Consider the following 16,529-nt stretch of genomic DNA (forward strand, 5'->3'; position numbering starts at 1 on the left):
GTGATGCACAGGCGTCAGGACGCGATGGTCAGGCCCACACCCCATTCCTGCATCATCTGCGGGAACGGGGCCGGGGGCAGGGCTTCGGTGAACACGCGGCGCATGTCGCGCAGATGGGCGACCTTGGCCAGCGCGGCTTCGCCGAACTTGCTGACATCGGCCACCAGCCAGCATTCGCGCGCCTGCTTCATCAGGGTCTGCACGACTGGCAGCTCGCGCAGATCGCGGTCGCGCATCGTGCCGTCGGGGTCCACACCCAGCGTGCTGATGATGGCGTAGTCCACCCGGAACTGGGACAGGAAGGACACGGTGCTCTCGCCCTCGAGCGCGCTGTCGCGCCCGCGGAGCACGCCGCCGGCAATGTGCACCTTGCATTCGCGGTGTTCGCTTAGCAGGTTGGCGACGTGCAGGTTGTGGGTGACCACCGTCAGGCCAGGCTTGTCGAGCAGGGCGCGTGCCACGGCTTCGACCGTGGTGCCGATGCCCAGCATCAGGCTGCTGCCCGCGGGAATGGCGGCTGCCACGGACTGGGCAATGCGCGCCTTCGCGTCGGCGCGCAGGGCCTGACGTTCTTTCCAGGCGCCACCCAGCGGCATCTCGCGCGGCAGGCTCACGCCGCCGTGGAAGCGCTGCAGCAGCCCCGCGTCGGCCAGGCGCTGGACATCCCGCCGCACCGTCTGCATCGTCACGTTCAGGCGCTGGGCCAGCCGCTCCACGGACACGGCGCCCCGGGTCTTGACCTCGTCAAGCAGGGCCTGTTGGCGTGGGTTGGGGCTCCAGCTGGAAGCGGCGGGCATGGGCGATGTCTCCTGTGGTGGCCCTCGTGAGGCCTTGGTTCGCGGACAAGTTCGCAGGTTATACGAAAAAACAAAGACAAAAACGAAAAGAAACGATCAAATACGATACGCTTCGCGCTGTCATTTGCGCGTTTCTGTCACTTTTCGGGAGTTTGCCTTGTCTCCGACCCCATCCTCCACCGTCTCTGCCCCTGCGGACCACACCGTCGACGTGCTGGTGGTGGGTGGTGGCATCAACGGCGTCGGCATCGCACGCGACCTCGCCGGCCGAGGCTGGCGCGTGCTGTTGTGCGAGCAGGACGACCTCGCCAGCCACACCTCGTCGGCATCGACGAAGCTCATCCACGGGGGGCTGCGTTACCTGGAGTATGGCGAGTTCGGTCTGGTTCGCAAGGCCCTGATGGAGCGCGAGGTGCTGCTGCGCTCGGCGCCGCACATCATGTGGCCCTTGCGCTTCGTGTTGCCTCACGACGCCAGCATGCGCCCGGCCTGGATGATCCGCGCGGGCCTGTGGCTGTACGACCATCTCGCGCGGCGCGAGTTTCTGCCAGGCAGCCACGCCGTGGCGCTGGACCGCAGCCCGCTGGGGGGGCCGCTGCAGCCGGGCTGGCGCAAGGGCTTCGTTTACTCGGATGGCTGGGTGGACGACGCCCGCCTGGTCGTGCTCTGCGCGCGCGACGCGGTGCAGCGGGGCGCCAAGGTGCTGACGCGCACCCGCTGTGCACACATCACGGCCGAAGGCCATGGCTGGCGCGCCGAACTGCTCAGCCGCGACGCGCACACGGGTGACACGGTGCGGCGCGTGAGCGTACGCGCGCGCAGCGTGGTCAATGCGGCGGGCCCCTGGGCGGAACACCTGCTGCGCCAGGTGATGCGGGTGCAGACGCCGGGCAATCACGGACAGGGTGGCCAGGGCGGCGTGGGCAACCCGGGACGCCTGCGCCTGGTCAAGGGCAGCCACATCGTCGTGCCCCGGCTGTTCGACCATGACCACGCCTACATCTTCCAGGGGCAGGACCGCCGCATCATTTTCGCCATCCCCTACGAGACGCACTACACGCTGGTGGGCACCACCGATGTCGAATGGCGCGACGACCCGGCTCGGGTGGCCATCGATGGCGACGAAGTGGCCTATCTGTGTCGCGAACTGGGGCGCTACCTGGCGCGGCCGATCCAGCCCGCTGACGTGGTGTGGTCGTACGCGGGCGTGCGCCCGCTGCTGGACGATGCCAGCGGCAACGCAGCCGCGGTGACGCGTGACTACCTGCTGCAGGCCCGCGCCGAACCCGCGCCGTGGCTCACTGTGTGGGGCGGCAAGCTCACCACCTTCCGTGTGCTGGCCGAGCAGGCCGCCCATCAGGTCGGGGCGCTGTTGGGCGAGCCCCGCCGCGCGTGGACGGCCGATGCGACCTTGCCCGGTGGTGACCTCGCGGGTGTGATGTGCGAGCCCCTGCAGCCCGGCCAGGCGCTGAGCCAGTACCTGGGCTGGTTGCTGACCCGTTACCCGTGGATGGAAGTCGAGCTGCTGCAGCGCTGGGCGCGCACCTATGGCAGCGAGGTTCCGCGGCTGCTGGAGGGCGCGAGCACGTGCGCTGAGCTGGGCGCCGAGGTGGCCCCCGGGGTGTTCGAGCGGGAACTCCTTCACCTGGTCGAGCACGAGTGGGCACAGACTGGCGACGACGTGCTGTGGCGCCGCACCAAGCTCGGCCTGCACCTGGACGCGGCAGGGCGGGAGCAGGTGCGCCAGTGGCTGCGTCAGCGCGCGGTGCAGTCGTTCGTCCGGATGCGGGGTGTTGGCGCGTGATGTCAAAATGCTGGCTGCTGCGGTCAAGACGACGCGGTGGCCCCTGACCACACTCAGCCGCTTTTGGAGTTGACCCATGCACCCTGCTCAAGCGCCCGCCCTTTTCGTGACCGGTGCTGCCGCCGGCATCGGCCGCGCGGTGGCCGAGCGGTTTGCAGCCCAGGGCTGGTTCGTGGGCCTGTGGGACATCGACGAAGCGGGGGTGCTGGCCGTGCAGCGCGGCCTCGGCGGCGCCGCAACGGTGGCGGGCCGGTTGGATGTGACGCAGCCCGAGGACTGGGATGCGGCCCTGCGCCGCTTCACCGATGCGGCGGGCGGGCGGTTGGATGTGCTGCTCAACAACGCGGGCATCGCCGTGACCAGCCCATTCGAGGCGGCCGATCTGGCACGCCACCACCGCCTTATCGACATCAACCTCAAGGGCGTGGTCAATGGGTGTCATGCCGCGGCGCTGTACCTGCGCCGCACGCCAGGCAGTCGCGTGATCAACATGTGCTCGGCCTCGGCCTTGTACGGCCAGCCCGAACTGGCCAGCTACTCGGCCACCAAGGCCGCCGTACGCAGCCTGACCGAGGCGCTGGACATCGAGTGGCAGCGCCATGGTGTGCGTGTGGTCGACGTGCTGCCGCTGTTCGTCAACACCGCCATGGTGGCCGACGAGGTCAGCCGCATGAAAACGGTGCAGACCCTGGGTGTGAGACTGGGCCCCGAAGACGTGGCCGAGGCGGTCTGGCGGCTGGCCAACATGGCGGCCGCGCGCATGCCCGTGCACACCCATGTCGGCTGGCAGACCAAGCTGTTTGCACTGCTCTCCAAGCTGTCGCCCAGCTTCATGAACCGCGTGGTGACGGCCCGCATGGCGGGCTACTGAGCCCGCCCCTCGCTTGGCGAGGCCCTTCAGGCGTCGTCGCGCGGCATCAGGAAGTGACCACGGGCCTGCACCACCGGCTTGCACGGGTCGTCCTGCCACAGCGACACCATCACCAGCGCCACGCGGTTGCCCTGGCGCACCGTGGTGCATTGTGCAAAGGTGTCCACCGGCTTGGCCGAGCGCATGTAGGCGATCGCGAAGTCCACGCCGCGCGGCACGCCCGTGATGCCCGGGTTGGTCTGCACCAGGTGCAGGATCATGGCCGTTTCGCCGAAGCCGGCCAAGATGCCGCCGTGCAGCGCTGGCAGCACCGGGTTGCCGATCAGCTCGGGCTTGAAGGGCATGCGGAACACCGGGCCCGCGTCCACCTGCGTCTGCTGGTGGATGTTCAGAAAGTCCACATAAGGCGAGCGGCCCGGTGGCAGCGCCAGGGTTTCGGGGGTGGCGTCGGGGGTCGACACGAACACCTTGCTCGACTCCACACTGGCCGGTGCGATGAGTGCCGAGGCGGCTTCTGAGGGTGTGGGCTGGCGCGACGCGGTGCCCGCATCCTTGCGGCGCGTGTTGGCCGTGGCGCGCATGAAAGTGGCGTGCACAGTGGCCACAGGCTCGCTCTGACCGGGCTGGTGCAGTTCGCCGCGCACAAAGGCGACGCTGCGCGACAGCCGATGGCATTCGGCCGTGCAGATCAGGTCGGTTTCGGCCACCGGCGGGCGCAGGTAATCCATGCGCAGGTCAAGCGTGGCGTAAGGCTCGAGTTCTTCCATCGCGCAGCCGACGGCCACACCGCAGGCCGTATCGGCCAGCACGCTCAGGCAGCCGGGGTGGATCAGCTTGCGTTCGCTGTCACCGGTCCACGTGGCGCGCGCGGGCAGAAGCAGGCTGCAGCGGCCTTCGCTGACGTCTTCCAGCCGCATGCCCGACGCCGACGCGTAAGGGATGCCCGAGATGAAGGCCTGCGCCGAGGCCTTGCGGTTGTCGCCAGTGAAGATGCTCATGCCGATGCTCGATCGAGGAGAACGCGGAGAAACCGCATTGTCCACAAGTTTCGATCAGCGTGGGCGCAGGTCGACCGCGAGGCCCTGGGCCGTGACACGCAGGTCGTGCACCACATAGCCCATGCGGTCGGCCCGGCGCAGGTCTTCCGGCTTGAAGCGGTGCACGATCTGGTTGTCCAGCCGCTCTTCGGCCAGCCAAGCCGCGGCGCGGGTGAGGCCCCGCTCCAGCGTGGCCGGCAGCCCGGCGATGCGGGCCGATTCCACCTTCGGCTGCTTGAGCCGGATGGTCATGTCCTGAGGCTCAAAGCGCAGCCCGAAGCTCAGCGCCACCTCGCCCTTGTGCTCCTGGCTGCGCAACAGGTCCTTGGCCACCAGCGGGATGGCCGCCGTCACGCGGTTGGTGTCGGGGTGCAGCGTGAGCCGGGGCGCCAGCGCCTGAACATCCAGCACGTTCATCAGGCGCTGTGTGGCGGGAAACTGCTTCGAGAGCTTGTCCAGCAACTCGGCCTGGCTGATCTCGACCGTACGCGGGCCAAGCACGCTGGCGCAGGCGGTCAGCAAGGCGATGCCGCTGCCGGCGAGCCACCAGGGCGCCATCCGCAGCCAGGCGCGTCGCCCGTTCATGGGGTCAGGGGTGTGTGCAGCCATGGGCCGATCATGCCGCATCCCGCAGGGGCGTGCCGGCCCAGGTGGCCAGCGGCAGCACCTGCACCCCATGCAGGCGCTGCGCGCGCCGGCCGAGCTTGAGCAGCGCCGCATCCTTGCTGAACAGCCAGCGTGCGCCCACGTGGATGGCCAGGTCGATGAAGACTTGGTCATCAGGATCCTTGCAGCGCAAGCCGCAACGTGGCGGCTCGTCCACGAAGGTCGCGTGCTGGAACACCGTCAGCGTCAACATCGGGTCGGGCTGCCAGTCGCGGAAGTAACTGCGCGGCCAGACCTGGTGCCACTCCTGCTCCATCGAGGGGCAGGCGAGCCAACGCAGCGCGCCGCTGAGGATGCCGTCGACAATGGGCTGGGCGGCGGGGTCTTTGAAGACGCGCCAGTCGAGCAGGGCGTTCGTGTCGAGGATGACGATGGGGGCGCTGTCGTCCGCTGGGTGATCCATGCGCAGTGTGCCCGTTTGCATCACGCCGCCGACGCGATCACGCCCCCGCCCAGGCACACCTCGCCCTGGTACAGCACGGCCGATTGCCCGGGCGTAACCGCCCATTGCGCCTGCGGAAAGCGCAGCTGCAAGGTCCTGGCATCCACCGCCGTCACCTCGCAGGGCGCATCGGCCTGGCGATAGCGCGTCTTGGCGCCGACGCCTGCCTGTGCCAGCGTCGGCCCGCGCCCATCCACCCAGCTCAAATCGTCGGCCATTAGCGTGTGCTGCTGCAGCCAGGGGTGGTCGTGCCCCTGCACCACATACAGCGTGTTGGTGGTCATGTCCTTGCGCGCGACAAACCAGGGTTCGTGCTCGCCGCCGCCACGGGAAGCGCCCTTGTCCTTCACGCCACCGATGCCGATGCCCTTGCGCTGGCCCAGCGTGTAGAAGCTCAGGCCGACGTGCTCGCCCAGCTTGCGGCCACGGTCGTCCTTGATGGGGCCGGGGGTGTTGCTCAGGTAGCGGTTGAGAAACTCGCGGAACGGCCGCTCGCCAATGAAGCAGATGCCGGTCGAATCCTTCTTCTTCGCGTTGGGTAGCCGGATCTCGTCGGCAATGCGGCGTACCTCGGTCTTGGGCAACTCGCCCACCGGGAACATCGTCTTGCTCAGCTGCGCCTGGTTCAGGCGATGCAGGAAGTAACTCTGATCCTTCAGCGGGTCGAGCCCCTTGAGCAGCTCGAAGCGCTCTCCGCCTTCGAACGAGGCATCGGCCACCCCGCGCACCCGCGCATAGTGCCCGGTGGCGATCTTCTCTGCGCCCAGGCGCATCGCGTGGTCCAGAAAGGCCTTGAACTTGATCTCGGCGTTGCACAGCACATCGGGGTTGGGCGTGCGGCCGGCCTGGTACTCGCGCAGAAACTCGGCGAAGACGCGGTCCTTGTAGTCGGCTGCGAAATTCACGTGCTCGATCTCGATGCCGATCACGTCGGCGACCGACGCGGCATCCAGGAAATCCTGACGCGACGAGCAATACTCGCTGTCGTCGTCATCTTCCCAGTTCTTCATGAAGATGCCGATGACCTCGTGGCCCTGCTGTTTCAGCAGCCAGGCCGAGACGGCCGAATCCACGCCGCCGCTCAGGCCTACAACGACGCGGTGGAGGGGCTGAGACATGGTGGGATGCACGGCAAGGGCTGACCGGCGAGCCGGTCGGGGCCGACTCAGGCGGCGCGGTTGAAGTTGGGCGCGGAGAACACGCTGTCGTGCACCGTGAGCAGCGACAGCGGGTAGCGCTCGCCAGCCAGATAGCGCTCGACACACTCCAGCACCAGCGGGCTGCGGTGGCGCTCAGGGCAGGCACGGATCTCGTCCGGCGTCATCCACACGGTGCGCACGATCCCCTCGTCGAGCTGCAGGCTGGCGTCGGCCTCCGACACGGTGCCGTAAAAAGCCAGCCGCAGGTAGGTGACGTCTTCGCCGGTACGCGTGCGGCGGAAGCGCGACATGAACATGCCCACAAAACCGTGCGGCTGGAACGTGCGCGCGGTTTCCTCGAGTGTCTCGCGGATCACGCCCTGAATGGGCGATTCACCCAGGTCCAGGTGGCCTGCCGGGTTGTTCAGCAGCAGGCCATCCGAGGTGTCTTCCTCGACCAGCAGGAAGCGGCCGTCATGCTCGATCAGCGCCGCCACGGTGACGTTGGGCTTCCAGCGCACCTTGGCAGGTGACTGGGGCGCGTCCGCGGCAGAGAGGGCTTCCAGCAAATCGACGGGGTTCATGAGCCGAGCATTATCCGCCAAGATCATGTCCAACGGGTGACGATGTGATCCCCCCGGTCTCAGTGTGTGCACCAGTGATCGAGGCAGCGCCCCATTTCGTCCGTGACCAATTGGCGCAAGCGCCGTGTTTCCACAGCGTCGTAGTCGTAGATGCCCACCGTGCAATACAAGAAGCCGAACACGCGGTACATCGACAAGGTGCGCAGTTGTTCCACCCGTTGCGTCATATCGGGGCGCCCATGGAACAGCGGCGCCAGCAGGGCGTCATATTGCGAAAAATGCTGCTTCACGCCGGGCATCGCAAACAACTGCTTTCGCAGGCTCGTGTAGTCGACGGTATGCGAATCGCTCAGGAAAATGAAACGGAAGCGGTCGCGCCGCGCCAGCCAGTAATCGAGAAATGTCGCGAAATATGCAAGCACCTTCGCGGACGCGGGTCCGGCGGCATCGGCGGCGCGCGCGCAAGTTTCAGCGGAATCCTTGATGAACTCGTCCCAGATGACGGTCAGCAAGGCGTCCTTGCTTTCAAAGTACCAGTAAAACGCCATGGGCGTGACGCCCGCCTCTGCTGCCACGCGGCGGATGGTCACCGCGCCGTAACCCTCGGCCAGGAAAATACGGCGCGCAATGTCAATCAGCTGGGCCCTGAACTGATCACGTTCTTCCGGCGTAACGCGGCGCTTGTTGTGGGTGCGGGGCATGGTGGACAAGTGCCGAGGGCCGGGGCGCCAGGGCACGCATATTCAGCAGGGGTTGGCGCTCTCTGGGGTGCGAAGCAATTGCAATGACCATGCTGAAGGGAAATGCTCGCCTCAGGAAATCGCCGTCGTCGTAGGAGTCAGCAAGACCAAGTTTGCGCCCAAACCCCGAGACGGGGTGGCAAGCCCCCGTTTTTTTTCGGTTATACGCGTTTTGTACAAGTACAATACGTGTACAAATAACGAAACCGGCGCGAGGCTGTTGGTTTCTGGTCGGCGAGATGCGTCCTGACAAAGCGCACAAGGGGGGAGAGGTGGAGCTTCCGATCGACGACACGGCAGCGGCCTGCGGTGCCGGCTGCCACGCAGCGAAGTACCGGCTGGTGGTGGAGCACACCCATAACATGGTGGTCATCACCGATCGGTATCGGCGCATCGAGTATGTCAACCCCGCCTACACCGTGGTCACAGGCTGGGCGCTTTCAGAAGTAGTGGGGCGCCAACCCGGCGAGTTTCTGCATGGCCCGCTCACCTGCAGAACGACCTTGAATCTCATCCGGGACAAGGTCCGCGCGGGCGAGCCCGTTGAGCAGGCGGAGTTGGTTAATTATCGGAAAGACGGCAGCCCTTACTGGGTTCAGTTAAATATCCAGCCGGTTCGTGGCGCCGACGGCGAGGTTTGTCATTTCGTTGCCGTGCAGGCAGATGTCACGGCCCAGCGTCGCGCCCGCGAAGCGCTGGAGGCGGGCGAGCGCCGCATGCGCGAGGCCCTGAGTCTCGCCCGCATGGCGGGCTTCGAGTATGCGCTGTCCGAGCATGTCATGCACTGGACGCCGGGGGCCGAGGCCATACTGGGCGGAGGCGCCGACGAGCTGCCCCGCCATCTGGACGCGCACATTGCGCGGGTCGAGCCGCAAGACCGTGGCACCTTGCAGGCGGCGTATCGTGAGGTCGAGCGCGGCCCTTACGAAATCGAGTACCGCGTGCGCGAAGCGAGCGGCCGGACGAAGTGGCTGCGAGAACGCGGCTACCTGGACCGCCGTGACGCCACGCTCAGATTGAGCGCGCTCGTCTGCGACGTCACCGACGGTCGGCTTGCCCAGGATCGCATTGACTATCTGTCGTGGCATGACACCTTGACTGGGCTGGCGAATCGGGAGCAGCTGCAGTCCGTGCTGCGTCAGCGCCTGAGCCGCCGGTCGGACGGCAGCCCAGGCATGGCATTGCTGTTCATAGACCTTGACCGGTTCAAGACCATCAATGACTCGTTGGGCCATTCGGCTGGCGATGAGGTGCTCAAGCTGATTGCGCAGCGCCTGAAGGCGGCTGTGCGAAGCGACGACCTTGTAGCGAGGCTGGGCGGAGACGAGTTCGTGGTGTTGCTTGTCGAGCTGCATGACGAGACCGTTGTGGCGCCCCTGGCGGCCAAGATGCTCGCTGCGCTGGCCGAGCCCATGCGCGTGCACGACCACGACCTCCATGTCGCCGCATCGATTGGACTGTCCCTGTACCCGGACCACGGCGGGAGCGCAGCCGAGCTGATGCGCCACGCCGACGCCGCCCTCCACGCCGCCAAGGCCGTCGGTCAGGGGGCCGTGGTGACCTTCCGGCCCGAGCTGCATGCGCTGAGCGCGCAGCGTTTTGCACTGGAAAGCAAGCTCAGGCAGGCGTTGCCGCAGCAGGAGTTCAGCTTGCGGTTTCAACCGCAGTTCGCTGCATGCGGAGGTGTATTGCTCGGATTCGAGGCCCTCATTCGGTGGACAACCAGCGCAGGCGAGGCCGTGCCGCCCGACCAGTTCATCCCGTTGGCGGAGCAGACAGGCTTGATCCGTCACATCGGGGACTGGGTGGCCCGTGAGGCTTGCCGACACTGGCGTACCTGGGCGGATGCGGGGGGCAAGCACCTGCGCATTGCCATCAACCTCTCCGCAGACGAGTTGCACGATGTGGCCCTGCCGGAGCGCCTGAGCGCGCACCTCCAGACCTACGGCCTTCCGCCCGGTACGCTGGAGCTTGAGCTGACCGAGTCGGTCGCCATGCGCGATCCGGCACGTTGCATCGAGCAGATGAACCGACTGCGCGAGGCGGGGGTGAGCTGGGCTGTGGACGATTTCGGTACCGGCTACTCCTCTTTGGCCTATCTCAAGACCCTGCCCATTCAGCGCATCAAGCTCGACCGCGCCTTCGTCAAGGACCTCGAGCGCAGCGCGAATGACCGCGCGATCTGCAGCGCCGCCATCGAAATGGCCCATGCCCTGGGGCTCGAGCTGGTGGCCGAGGGCATTGAGACCGAGGCGCAACGACAGTTCCTGGCTTGCCAGGGCTGCGACGTGATGCAGGGCTACTACCTCGGACGACCGGAGACGGCAGATGACGCGCTGGCCCGAGTCCGGTCTCACGCCGGCGGCTGATCCATCCCAAGGCCTACTGGAGCAAGCATGTCGCACCCAGCACTCGTTTCTTCGATGCCCGCCCGCCAGGCTCGCGCACTGCCTCGACTGTCGTGTGCGTTGATCGCCATGCTGGTAGGGCTGCCGGTGGCGCTTGTGTTCGCCGCCTGGCACGCACAGGGCTGGGTCCAGTCCACCCTGGTCGGGGTGGCGCTGGGCGCGGCGCTGGGGTGCGGTTTTGCCAGACGGCAACTGGCTTACCTGCGTCCGACGCCATCGGCGCCTGCCTTCGCGCGTGACAGCGATGCGCATCCCGCACACGGGTGTATCACCCACGCTGCACCTGATGCGGCCCCGGCGACCACGCCTGCTGCCTTCGCGGTCGACAACTGGCGTGCCCTCGACGTCCTGACAGCACGCGCCCAGGCCGGTGTCGACGTCACGCGCCGGCAAGCGGAAACGGTACGCGGCTCCGTGTGCGAACAGGCCGATGCTGCGCGCCTGGCGGCGGACCTGTCGCGCTCCGCCAGCGACATTGCCACCCAGGGCGGTGTGGCGGTTGAGGCGGTGGTGTCGGCAATGCAGAGCCTGGCTGAACGCTCTCGGGAGATCTCCGAGATTGTTGCGGTGATCGATCAGATCGCCTTTCAGACCAACATCCTCGCATTGAACGCAGCCGTCGAAGCGGCACGTGCGGGGCCGCAGGGCCGCGGCTTTGCGGTGGTGGCGGCGGAGGTGCGCGCCCTTGCGCAGCACAGTGCCGGCTCCGCGCGCCAGATCCGGGGCCTGGTAGAGCACAGCGTGAGCCGGATGAGCTCAGGCGCCACGCATGCCCGGGAAGCCGGCGCAACCATGGCAGAACTGGTGGCGCAGGTTCAGCAGGTACACGTGCTACTGGAAGAAATCGCCAGTGACACGCAGGCACAGACGGAGCGGATCGGCTGCATCGCCGATGCGCTGGTCAGCCTGGATGACACGGTCAGACAGCAGACAGCGTTGTGCCGCACGGCCCTGTCCGCGGTCGGCGCGGGCTGATCTGACCACACACAAAGTCAATTCTGCGACAATCCGGCGATCTGCATGGCGCTGGAGTACGGGGGCAGTGACCGAAACGGTCAGTGACCTCGGCGAACTTTGTGTATGCTGGCGAGTTCCGTGCCGTTTACCGGCCAGAAACATTTGTCCGCACCCGAACACCACAGTAGGAGACTCGTATGCTGATCGGCATACCCCAGGAAACCTTTGCCGGCGAAACCCGCGTGGCAGTGACTCCTGAAACCGTCAAGAAACTGAAAGCCCAGGGCCACACGCTGCGTGTGCAGTCCGGCGCGGGTGTGGCAGCCAGCGTGACCGACGAAGCCTATCTGGCCGCTGGCGCCGAGATCACCGACGCCGCCGGCGCGCTGGGTTGCGACATGGTGCTCAAAGTTCGCTCGCCTCAGGCGGACGAGCGTGCGCTGATGAAGCCCGGCGCCGTGCTGGTGGGCATGCTCAACCCGTTTGACAAGGACGGCTTGCAGGCGCTGACCGATGCGAAGCTGACGGCCTTTGCCCTCGAAGCCGCGCCGCGCACCACACGCGCACAGAGCATGGACGTGCTGTCCTCGCAGGCCAACCTGGCGGGCTACAAGGCCGTCATGATTGCCGCCGACAGGTACCAGCGCATTTTCCCGATGCTCATGACTGCCGCCGGCACCGTCAAGGCGGCCCGTGTGGTGATTCTGGGCGTGGGTGTGGCTGGCTTGCAGGCCATTGCCACGGCCAAGCGCCTGGGTGCCGTCATCGAGGCCTCCGATGTGCGGCCTTCGGTAAAGGAGCAGGTCGAGTCGCTGGGCGCCAAGTTCATCGACGTGCCGTATGAAACGGCCGAAGAAAAAGAAGCCGCCGAAGGCGTGGGCGGTTACGCCCGCCCCATGCCGCAGAGCTGGCTGGACCGTCAGAAGGCCGAGGTCGCCAAGCGCGTGGCCCAGGCCGATGTGGTCATCACCACCGCCCTCATCCCCGGTCGCGCCGCCCCCGTGCTGGTGACCGAGGAGATGGTCAAGTCCATGAAGCCAGGTTCGGTCATCGTCGATCTGGCTGCCGCCCAGGGGGGCAATTGCCCGCTGACGGAAGCCGGCAAGACCGTGGTCAAGCATGGCGTCACCCTCGTGGGTGAAACCAACCTGCCCGCCCTGGTCGCTGCCGACGCGTCTGCGCTGTACGCGCGCAACGTGCTCGACTTCCTCAAGCTCGTCATCAACAAGGACGGCCAGTTCCATGTCGATCTGGAAGACGACATCGTCAAGGCCTGTCTGATGTGCCGCGACGGTCAGCTGCTGCGTACCTGACCTCGCGCCCCCTTTCCTGGAGTACCACCTCATGCAACGCGTCATGCTGCGGGCCAAGCTGCACCGCGCCACGGTCACCGAGGCCGACCTGAATTACGAAGGCTCTTGCGGGATCGATGAAGACCTGCTGGATGCCGCCGACATGAAGGAGTTCGAGTACATCGAGCTCTACAACATCAACAACGGCGAACGCTTCTCCACCTACGTCATCAAGGCGCCGCGCGGTTCGGGTGTCATTTCGCTCAATGGCGCGGCGGCCCGCAAGGCCCACGTCGGCGACCTGCTGATCATCTGCACCTACGCGCCGATGTCGGAGACCGAGGTGTCCAGCTACAAGCCCAAGGTGGTGCTGCTCGACGAGCGCAATGCCATCAAGGAAATCCGCAAGTTCGACTGATCCTCATCTGAATAGAACCAGGAGACAACGATGGAAGCGATCTCGCACGTCGTCATCAACCTGACCATCTTCGTGCTGGCCATCTACGTCGGCTACCACGTGGTCTGGAACGTGACGCCCGCCCTCCACACCCCGCTGATGGCCGTGACCAACGCCGTGTCGGCCATCGTCATCGTGGGCGCCATGCTGGCGGCCGCGCTGACCGAAACCCCCACGGGCAAGATCATGGGCGTGCTGGCCGTGGCGCTGGCGGCGGTCAACGTGTTCGGTGGCTTCCTCGTCACCCGCCGCATGCTCGAGATGTTCAAGAAGAAGGACAAGAAGGCAGGAGCCAGCAAATGAGCATGAACCTCATCGCACTGCTGTACCTGGTCGCTTCGGTGTGCTTCATCCAGGCGCTCAAGGGCCTGAGCCACCCGACCACGTCCATCCGCGGCAACCTGTTCGGCATGACGGGCATGGCCATCGCGGTGCTCACCACCGTGGGCCTGATCCACGGTCAGGTGCAGGCGCTGCAACTCGATTTCGTTGAAGGTTTGGGCTATGTGCTGGCCGGCCTGGTCGTCGGCGGCGGCGCCGGTGCCGTGATGGCCAAGCGCGTCGAGATGACCAAGATGCCGGAGCTGGTCGCCTTCATGCACAGCATGATCGGTCTGGCGGCGGTGTTCATCGCCGTGGCCGTGGTGGCCGAACCCTGGGCCTTCCAGATCGTGGCCAAGCCGGTCGCAGGCGAGATCGCGCAGATCCCGGTGGGCAACCTGCTGGAGCTGGCACTGGGTGCCGCCATCGGTGCCATCACCTTCTCGGGCTCGGTCATTGCCTTCGGCAAGCTCAGTGGCAAGTACAAGTTCCGTCTGTTCCAGGGTGCGCCGGTCATCTTCAAGGGTCAGCACATGCTGAACCTGGCCCTCGGCCTGCTGGCCCTGGGCCTGATCGGCGCCTTCATGGCCACGCAGCGCATGGACCTGTTCGTCGCGCTGATCGCCCTGAGCTTCATCCTCGGTGTGCTGATCATCATCCCCATTGGCGGCGCCGACATGCCGGTGGTGGTGTCGATGCTCAACAGCTACTCGGGCTGGGCCGCTGCGGGCATCGGCTTCTCGCTGAACAACCCCATGCTGATCATCGCCGGTTCGCTGGTGGGGTCGTCGGGCGCCATCCTCTCGTACATCATGTGCAAGGCGATGAACCGCTCGTTCTTCAACGTGATCCTGGGCGGCTTCGGTGGTGATGCGGGCGCAGCCGGTGCCGGTGGCGCGCAGCAGCAGCGTAGCGTCAAGAGCGGCTCGGCCGACGACGCCGCCTTCATTCTGGGCAACGCCGAGTCGGTGGTCATCGTGCCGGGCTACGGTCTGGCCGTGGCCCGCGCTCAGCACGCGGTGAAGGAGCTGGCTCAGAAGCTCACCGAGAAGGGCATCACCGTCAAGTACGCCATCCACCCGGTGGCCGGTCGCATGCCCGGTCACATGAACGTGCTGCTGGCCGAGGCCGAAGTGCCTTACGACCAGGTGCACGAAATGGAAGACATCAACGCCGAGTTTGGGCAGGCTGACGTGGCCATCATCCTGGGCGCCAACGACGTGGTGAACCCGGCCGCGCACGTCAAGGGCTCGCCCATCTACGGCATGCCGATCCTGGAGGCCTACAAGGCCAAGACTGTGATCGTGAACAAGCGCTCGATGGCCAGTGGTTACGCCGGCCTGGACAACGAGCTGTTCTACATGGACAAGACCATGATGGTGTTCGGCGACGCCAAGAAGGTGGTCGAGGACATGGTCAAGGCGGTGGAGTGAGTCTGACCTGGGTGGCAAGCCGCGCTTGCTGCCTGCTCTAGCGAAAGGCCGGCAGACGCCGGCCTTTTTGCTTGTCGTCCAGCCGGTGTCAGCCGAGCTTCGTCAATCCAAACTTCTTGCTCAACACCCGGTCCAGCAGCCGGGTGGGCAGCCACTGCTTGAGCGCCGGCAGCAGCGTGCTCTTTTCGCCCAGGCGCACGATGGGTGGGCAATCTGCGCGCATCAGTTGCTCGACCAGCTGGCGGGCGAAAGTGTCGGCCGGTGTGGCCTGGTTCTGGCTCTCGTTGGCGCGTGCCAGCACGCTGGCCTTGATGGCTTGATAAGGCGAGTCAGGCGCCAGGCTGACCGCGTTGCTGGCATTGCTGCCGAAGGCCGACTGGATGCCGCCTGGCTGCACGGTGACCACGCGCACGCCCAGCGGGGCGAGTTCCATGCGCAGCGCATCCGATGCAGCATTGAACGCCGCCTTGCTGGCGCAATAGGGGCCGGCAAACGGCGTGGTCAGCACGCCCGAGACGCTGCTGATGTTCACGATCGTTCCGCGGCGCCGGGCGATCATGCCGGGCAGCACGGCGCGGGCCACCGCCATGGGAGCAAACAGGTTGACGTCGAACTGGCGGTGCCACTCGGCTGTGGTCACGTCGAGCATGGGGCCCATGGCACCGTAACCCGCGTTGTTGATCAACATGCCCACGGTGTGCCCGGCCTGCTGCAACTCGGCCAGCAGTGGCCCGATGGCGGCTTCGTCGGTCACGTCGAGCTGACGTGTCAGCATCCCTTCGGCGGCCAGTGGGGCGAGGGTGTCCAGGCGTCGCGCCGTGGCGCAGACGGTCAGACCGCGCTGGTGGCAGGCGCGGGCGAGTGCCTGCCCGATGCCAGAGCCGCAGCCGGTGATCAAGACGGTGTCACGTGGCGATGTCACGGCAACCTCCTCAGGGTTCGTCTCGGGCCAGCACGCGGTCGACCAGCGACGGTTTGCCCTTGGCCTCGGCCGGCTCCGTGCGAGCCAGGGGCGCTGCGGGTGGCTGGCAGCCCAGTTGCATGCCCACACCCTTGAGGTAAGCGCGGCGGATGCCGCCAGTCACGATGGCCGTGCGCACACGGCGCGAGTGGCGTTCAGCGCCGCTGAGCTTGCGCACCCAACTGCGGAAGGGCACGACGCCCTCGACGGTGCGTTGCACCGCCGAGATGCCTGCGTCTTCGGCCATGTCGGTGCCGCGGTCCAGCAGGCTGCCCACATCGCCGCCCTTGGGCGCATCCAGATCCGAACCCAATGCTGCATTCAGCAGCACGATCTGTTCACCGATGTGCACGCAACTGCGCTCGGCTGGTGGGTGGTAGGCGCCCAGCTTCACGGCCTCCTGAAGAATCTCGGGGATCTCGCTGCGTACGACGTTGAGGTCCCCCAGCGGGGTGATCACGGCCTGCCCCACGCGTTCCGTGACGGCCGGCTCCTGGTTGGTCACGCGGCCTTCGGCATCGGTGGTGGCCACGGGTTTGGAGGCGCAGGCCCCGAGCAGCAGCGCCAGGGCGAGGGGCGTTGCGCGCCACAGCGTCGTGTGAATGCGGATCATGTTCTCT

17 protein-coding genes are annotated in these 16,529 nt (G+C 66.4%); 8 read left to right on the forward strand and 9 right to left on the reverse strand.

Going from position 1 to position 16,529, the window contains the following annotated elements; translation table 11 throughout:
- Positions 1-14: 14 nt before the first annotated feature.
- Complete coding sequence (locus GTZ97_RS00955) at positions 15-797, reverse strand: DeoR/GlpR family DNA-binding transcription regulator (protein ID WP_161648622.1); 783 nt, start codon at positions 795-797, stop codon at positions 15-17.
- Between the two features lie 157 nt (positions 798-954).
- Here GTZ97_RS00955 and glpD point away from each other — a divergent pair, with 157 nt between their 5' ends.
- A complete protein-coding gene (gene glpD / locus GTZ97_RS00960; RefSeq protein WP_236650936.1) occupies positions 955-2,601 on the forward strand; it encodes a glycerol-3-phosphate dehydrogenase in 1,647 nt (548 codons plus the stop codon).
- A 76-nt stretch (positions 2,602-2,677) separates the two neighbouring features.
- The gene (locus GTZ97_RS00965; RefSeq protein WP_161648624.1) at positions 2,678-3,472 is read left to right on the forward strand and encodes an SDR family oxidoreductase; all 795 of its coding nucleotides are present in this window, start codon (positions 2,678-2,680) and stop codon (positions 3,470-3,472) included.
- Positions 3,473-3,498: 26 nt separating this feature from the next.
- On the opposite strand, the gene GTZ97_RS00970 is transcribed toward GTZ97_RS00965, so the two are convergent.
- From GTZ97_RS00970 to GTZ97_RS00995, 6 genes are read right to left on the reverse strand one after another with little or no spacing between them, the layout of a single operon-like run.
- Positions 3,499-4,470: a PaaI family thioesterase gene (locus GTZ97_RS00970; RefSeq protein ID WP_161648625.1), complete on the reverse strand. Its 972-nt coding sequence runs from the start codon at positions 4,468-4,470 to the stop codon at positions 3,499-3,501.
- Between the two features lie 54 nt (positions 4,471-4,524).
- Positions 4,525-5,118, reverse strand: a complete 594-nt coding sequence (locus GTZ97_RS00975) for a YceB family lipoprotein (protein WP_161648626.1) — start codon at positions 5,116-5,118, stop codon at positions 4,525-4,527.
- Positions 5,119-5,125: 7 nt separating this feature from the next.
- Entirely contained in the window at positions 5,126-5,578 is a 453-nt protein-coding gene (locus tag GTZ97_RS00980; RefSeq protein ID WP_161648627.1) for a PIN domain-containing protein, read from the reverse strand.
- A 20-nt stretch (positions 5,579-5,598) separates the two neighbouring features.
- Entirely contained in the window at positions 5,599-6,735 is a 1,137-nt protein-coding gene (gene mnmA / locus GTZ97_RS00985) for a tRNA 2-thiouridine(34) synthase MnmA (protein WP_161648628.1), read from the reverse strand.
- A gap of 47 nt (positions 6,736-6,782) precedes the next feature.
- Complete coding sequence (locus tag GTZ97_RS00990; protein ID WP_161648629.1) at positions 6,783-7,340, reverse strand: NUDIX hydrolase; 558 nt, start codon at positions 7,338-7,340, stop codon at positions 6,783-6,785.
- Positions 7,341-7,399: 59 nt separating this feature from the next.
- Positions 7,400-8,041, reverse strand: a complete 642-nt coding sequence (locus GTZ97_RS00995; protein WP_161648630.1) for a TetR/AcrR family transcriptional regulator — start codon at positions 8,039-8,041, stop codon at positions 7,400-7,402.
- 311 nt (positions 8,042-8,352) lie between these two features.
- On the opposite strand from GTZ97_RS00995, the gene GTZ97_RS01000 reads away from it, so the two are divergent.
- The 6 genes from GTZ97_RS01000 (at position 8,353) to GTZ97_RS01025 (ending at position 14,948) form a co-directional block, all read left to right on the forward strand.
- Positions 8,353-10,449, forward strand: coding sequence for a putative bifunctional diguanylate cyclase/phosphodiesterase (locus GTZ97_RS01000; RefSeq protein WP_161648631.1), 2,097 nt, complete (start codon positions 8,353-8,355; stop codon positions 10,447-10,449).
- 108 nt (positions 10,450-10,557) lie between these two features.
- A complete protein-coding gene (locus GTZ97_RS01005; RefSeq protein ID WP_236650962.1) occupies positions 10,558-11,463 on the forward strand; it encodes a methyl-accepting chemotaxis protein in 906 nt (301 codons plus the stop codon).
- Between the two features lie 179 nt (positions 11,464-11,642).
- Positions 11,643-12,758: a Re/Si-specific NAD(P)(+) transhydrogenase subunit alpha gene (locus GTZ97_RS01010; protein ID WP_161648633.1), complete on the forward strand. Its 1,116-nt coding sequence runs from the start codon at positions 11,643-11,645 to the stop codon at positions 12,756-12,758.
- Positions 12,759-12,789: 31 nt separating this feature from the next.
- Positions 12,790-13,155, forward strand: coding sequence for an aspartate 1-decarboxylase (gene panD / locus GTZ97_RS01015; RefSeq protein ID WP_161648634.1), 366 nt, complete (start codon positions 12,790-12,792; stop codon positions 13,153-13,155).
- Positions 13,156-13,185: 30 nt separating this feature from the next.
- A complete protein-coding gene (locus GTZ97_RS01020) occupies positions 13,186-13,497 on the forward strand; it encodes an NAD(P) transhydrogenase subunit alpha part 2 (RefSeq protein WP_161648635.1) in 312 nt (103 codons plus the stop codon).
- Positions 13,494-14,948: an NAD(P)(+) transhydrogenase (Re/Si-specific) subunit beta gene (locus tag GTZ97_RS01025; protein WP_161648636.1), complete on the forward strand. Its 1,455-nt coding sequence runs from the start codon at positions 13,494-13,496 to the stop codon at positions 14,946-14,948. Before GTZ97_RS01020 ends, GTZ97_RS01025 begins: the two co-directional genes overlap by 4 nt.
- Positions 14,949-15,036: 88 nt before the next feature.
- Here GTZ97_RS01025 and GTZ97_RS01030 read toward each other — a convergent pair whose 3' ends face one another.
- Together GTZ97_RS01030 and GTZ97_RS01035 are read right to left on the reverse strand one after the other, a co-directional pair.
- Complete coding sequence (locus tag GTZ97_RS01030; RefSeq protein ID WP_161648637.1) at positions 15,037-15,870, reverse strand: SDR family oxidoreductase; 834 nt, start codon at positions 15,868-15,870, stop codon at positions 15,037-15,039.
- A gap of 10 nt (positions 15,871-15,880) precedes the next feature.
- Entirely contained in the window at positions 15,881-16,522 is a 642-nt protein-coding gene (locus GTZ97_RS01035) for a hypothetical protein (RefSeq protein ID WP_161648638.1), read from the reverse strand.
- Positions 16,523-16,529 lie beyond the last annotated feature (7 nt).

Origin of the sequence: Aquabacterium fontiphilum, assembly GCF_009909205.1 — a bacterium.
GTDB lineage: Bacteria > Pseudomonadota > Gammaproteobacteria > Burkholderiales > Burkholderiaceae_C > Aquabacterium > Aquabacterium fontiphilum.

What these genes read in the sequence shown, in the direction of transcription:
- GTZ97_RS00955 (WP_161648622.1), bottom strand. Translation starts at nt 797, where the DNA reads ATGCCCGCCGCTTCCAGCTGGAGCCCCAACCCACGCCAACAGGCCCTG.
- GTZ97_RS00965 (WP_161648624.1), top strand. Translation starts at nt 2,678, where the DNA reads ATGCACCCTGCTCAAGCGCCCGCCCTTTTCGTGACCGGTGCTGCCGCC.
- GTZ97_RS00970 (WP_161648625.1), bottom strand. Translation starts at nt 4,470, where the DNA reads ATGAGCATCTTCACTGGCGACAACCGCAAGGCCTCGGCGCAGGCCTTC.
- GTZ97_RS00975 (WP_161648626.1), bottom strand. Translation starts at nt 5,118, where the DNA reads ATGGCTGCACACACCCCTGACCCCATGAACGGGCGACGCGCCTGGCTG.
- GTZ97_RS00980 (WP_161648627.1), bottom strand. Translation starts at nt 5,578, where the DNA reads ATGGATCACCCAGCGGACGACAGCGCCCCCATCGTCATCCTCGACACG.
- mnmA (WP_161648628.1), bottom strand. Translation starts at nt 6,735, where the DNA reads ATGTCTCAGCCCCTCCACCGCGTCGTTGTAGGCCTGAGCGGCGGCGTG.
- GTZ97_RS00990 (WP_161648629.1), bottom strand. Translation starts at nt 7,340, where the DNA reads ATGAACCCCGTCGATTTGCTGGAAGCCCTCTCTGCCGCGGACGCGCCC.
- GTZ97_RS00995 (WP_161648630.1), bottom strand. Translation starts at nt 8,041, where the DNA reads ATGCCCCGCACCCACAACAAGCGCCGCGTTACGCCGGAAGAACGTGAT.
- GTZ97_RS01005 (WP_236650962.1), top strand. Translation starts at nt 10,558, where the DNA reads ATGCTGGTAGGGCTGCCGGTGGCGCTTGTGTTCGCCGCCTGGCACGCA.
- GTZ97_RS01010 (WP_161648633.1), top strand. Translation starts at nt 11,643, where the DNA reads ATGCTGATCGGCATACCCCAGGAAACCTTTGCCGGCGAAACCCGCGTG.
- panD (WP_161648634.1), top strand. Translation starts at nt 12,790, where the DNA reads ATGCAACGCGTCATGCTGCGGGCCAAGCTGCACCGCGCCACGGTCACC.
- GTZ97_RS01020 (WP_161648635.1), top strand. Translation starts at nt 13,186, where the DNA reads ATGGAAGCGATCTCGCACGTCGTCATCAACCTGACCATCTTCGTGCTG.
- GTZ97_RS01025 (WP_161648636.1), top strand. Translation starts at nt 13,494, where the DNA reads ATGAGCATGAACCTCATCGCACTGCTGTACCTGGTCGCTTCGGTGTGC.
- GTZ97_RS01035 (WP_161648638.1), bottom strand. Translation starts at nt 16,522, where the DNA reads ATGATCCGCATTCACACGACGCTGTGGCGCGCAACGCCCCTCGCCCTG.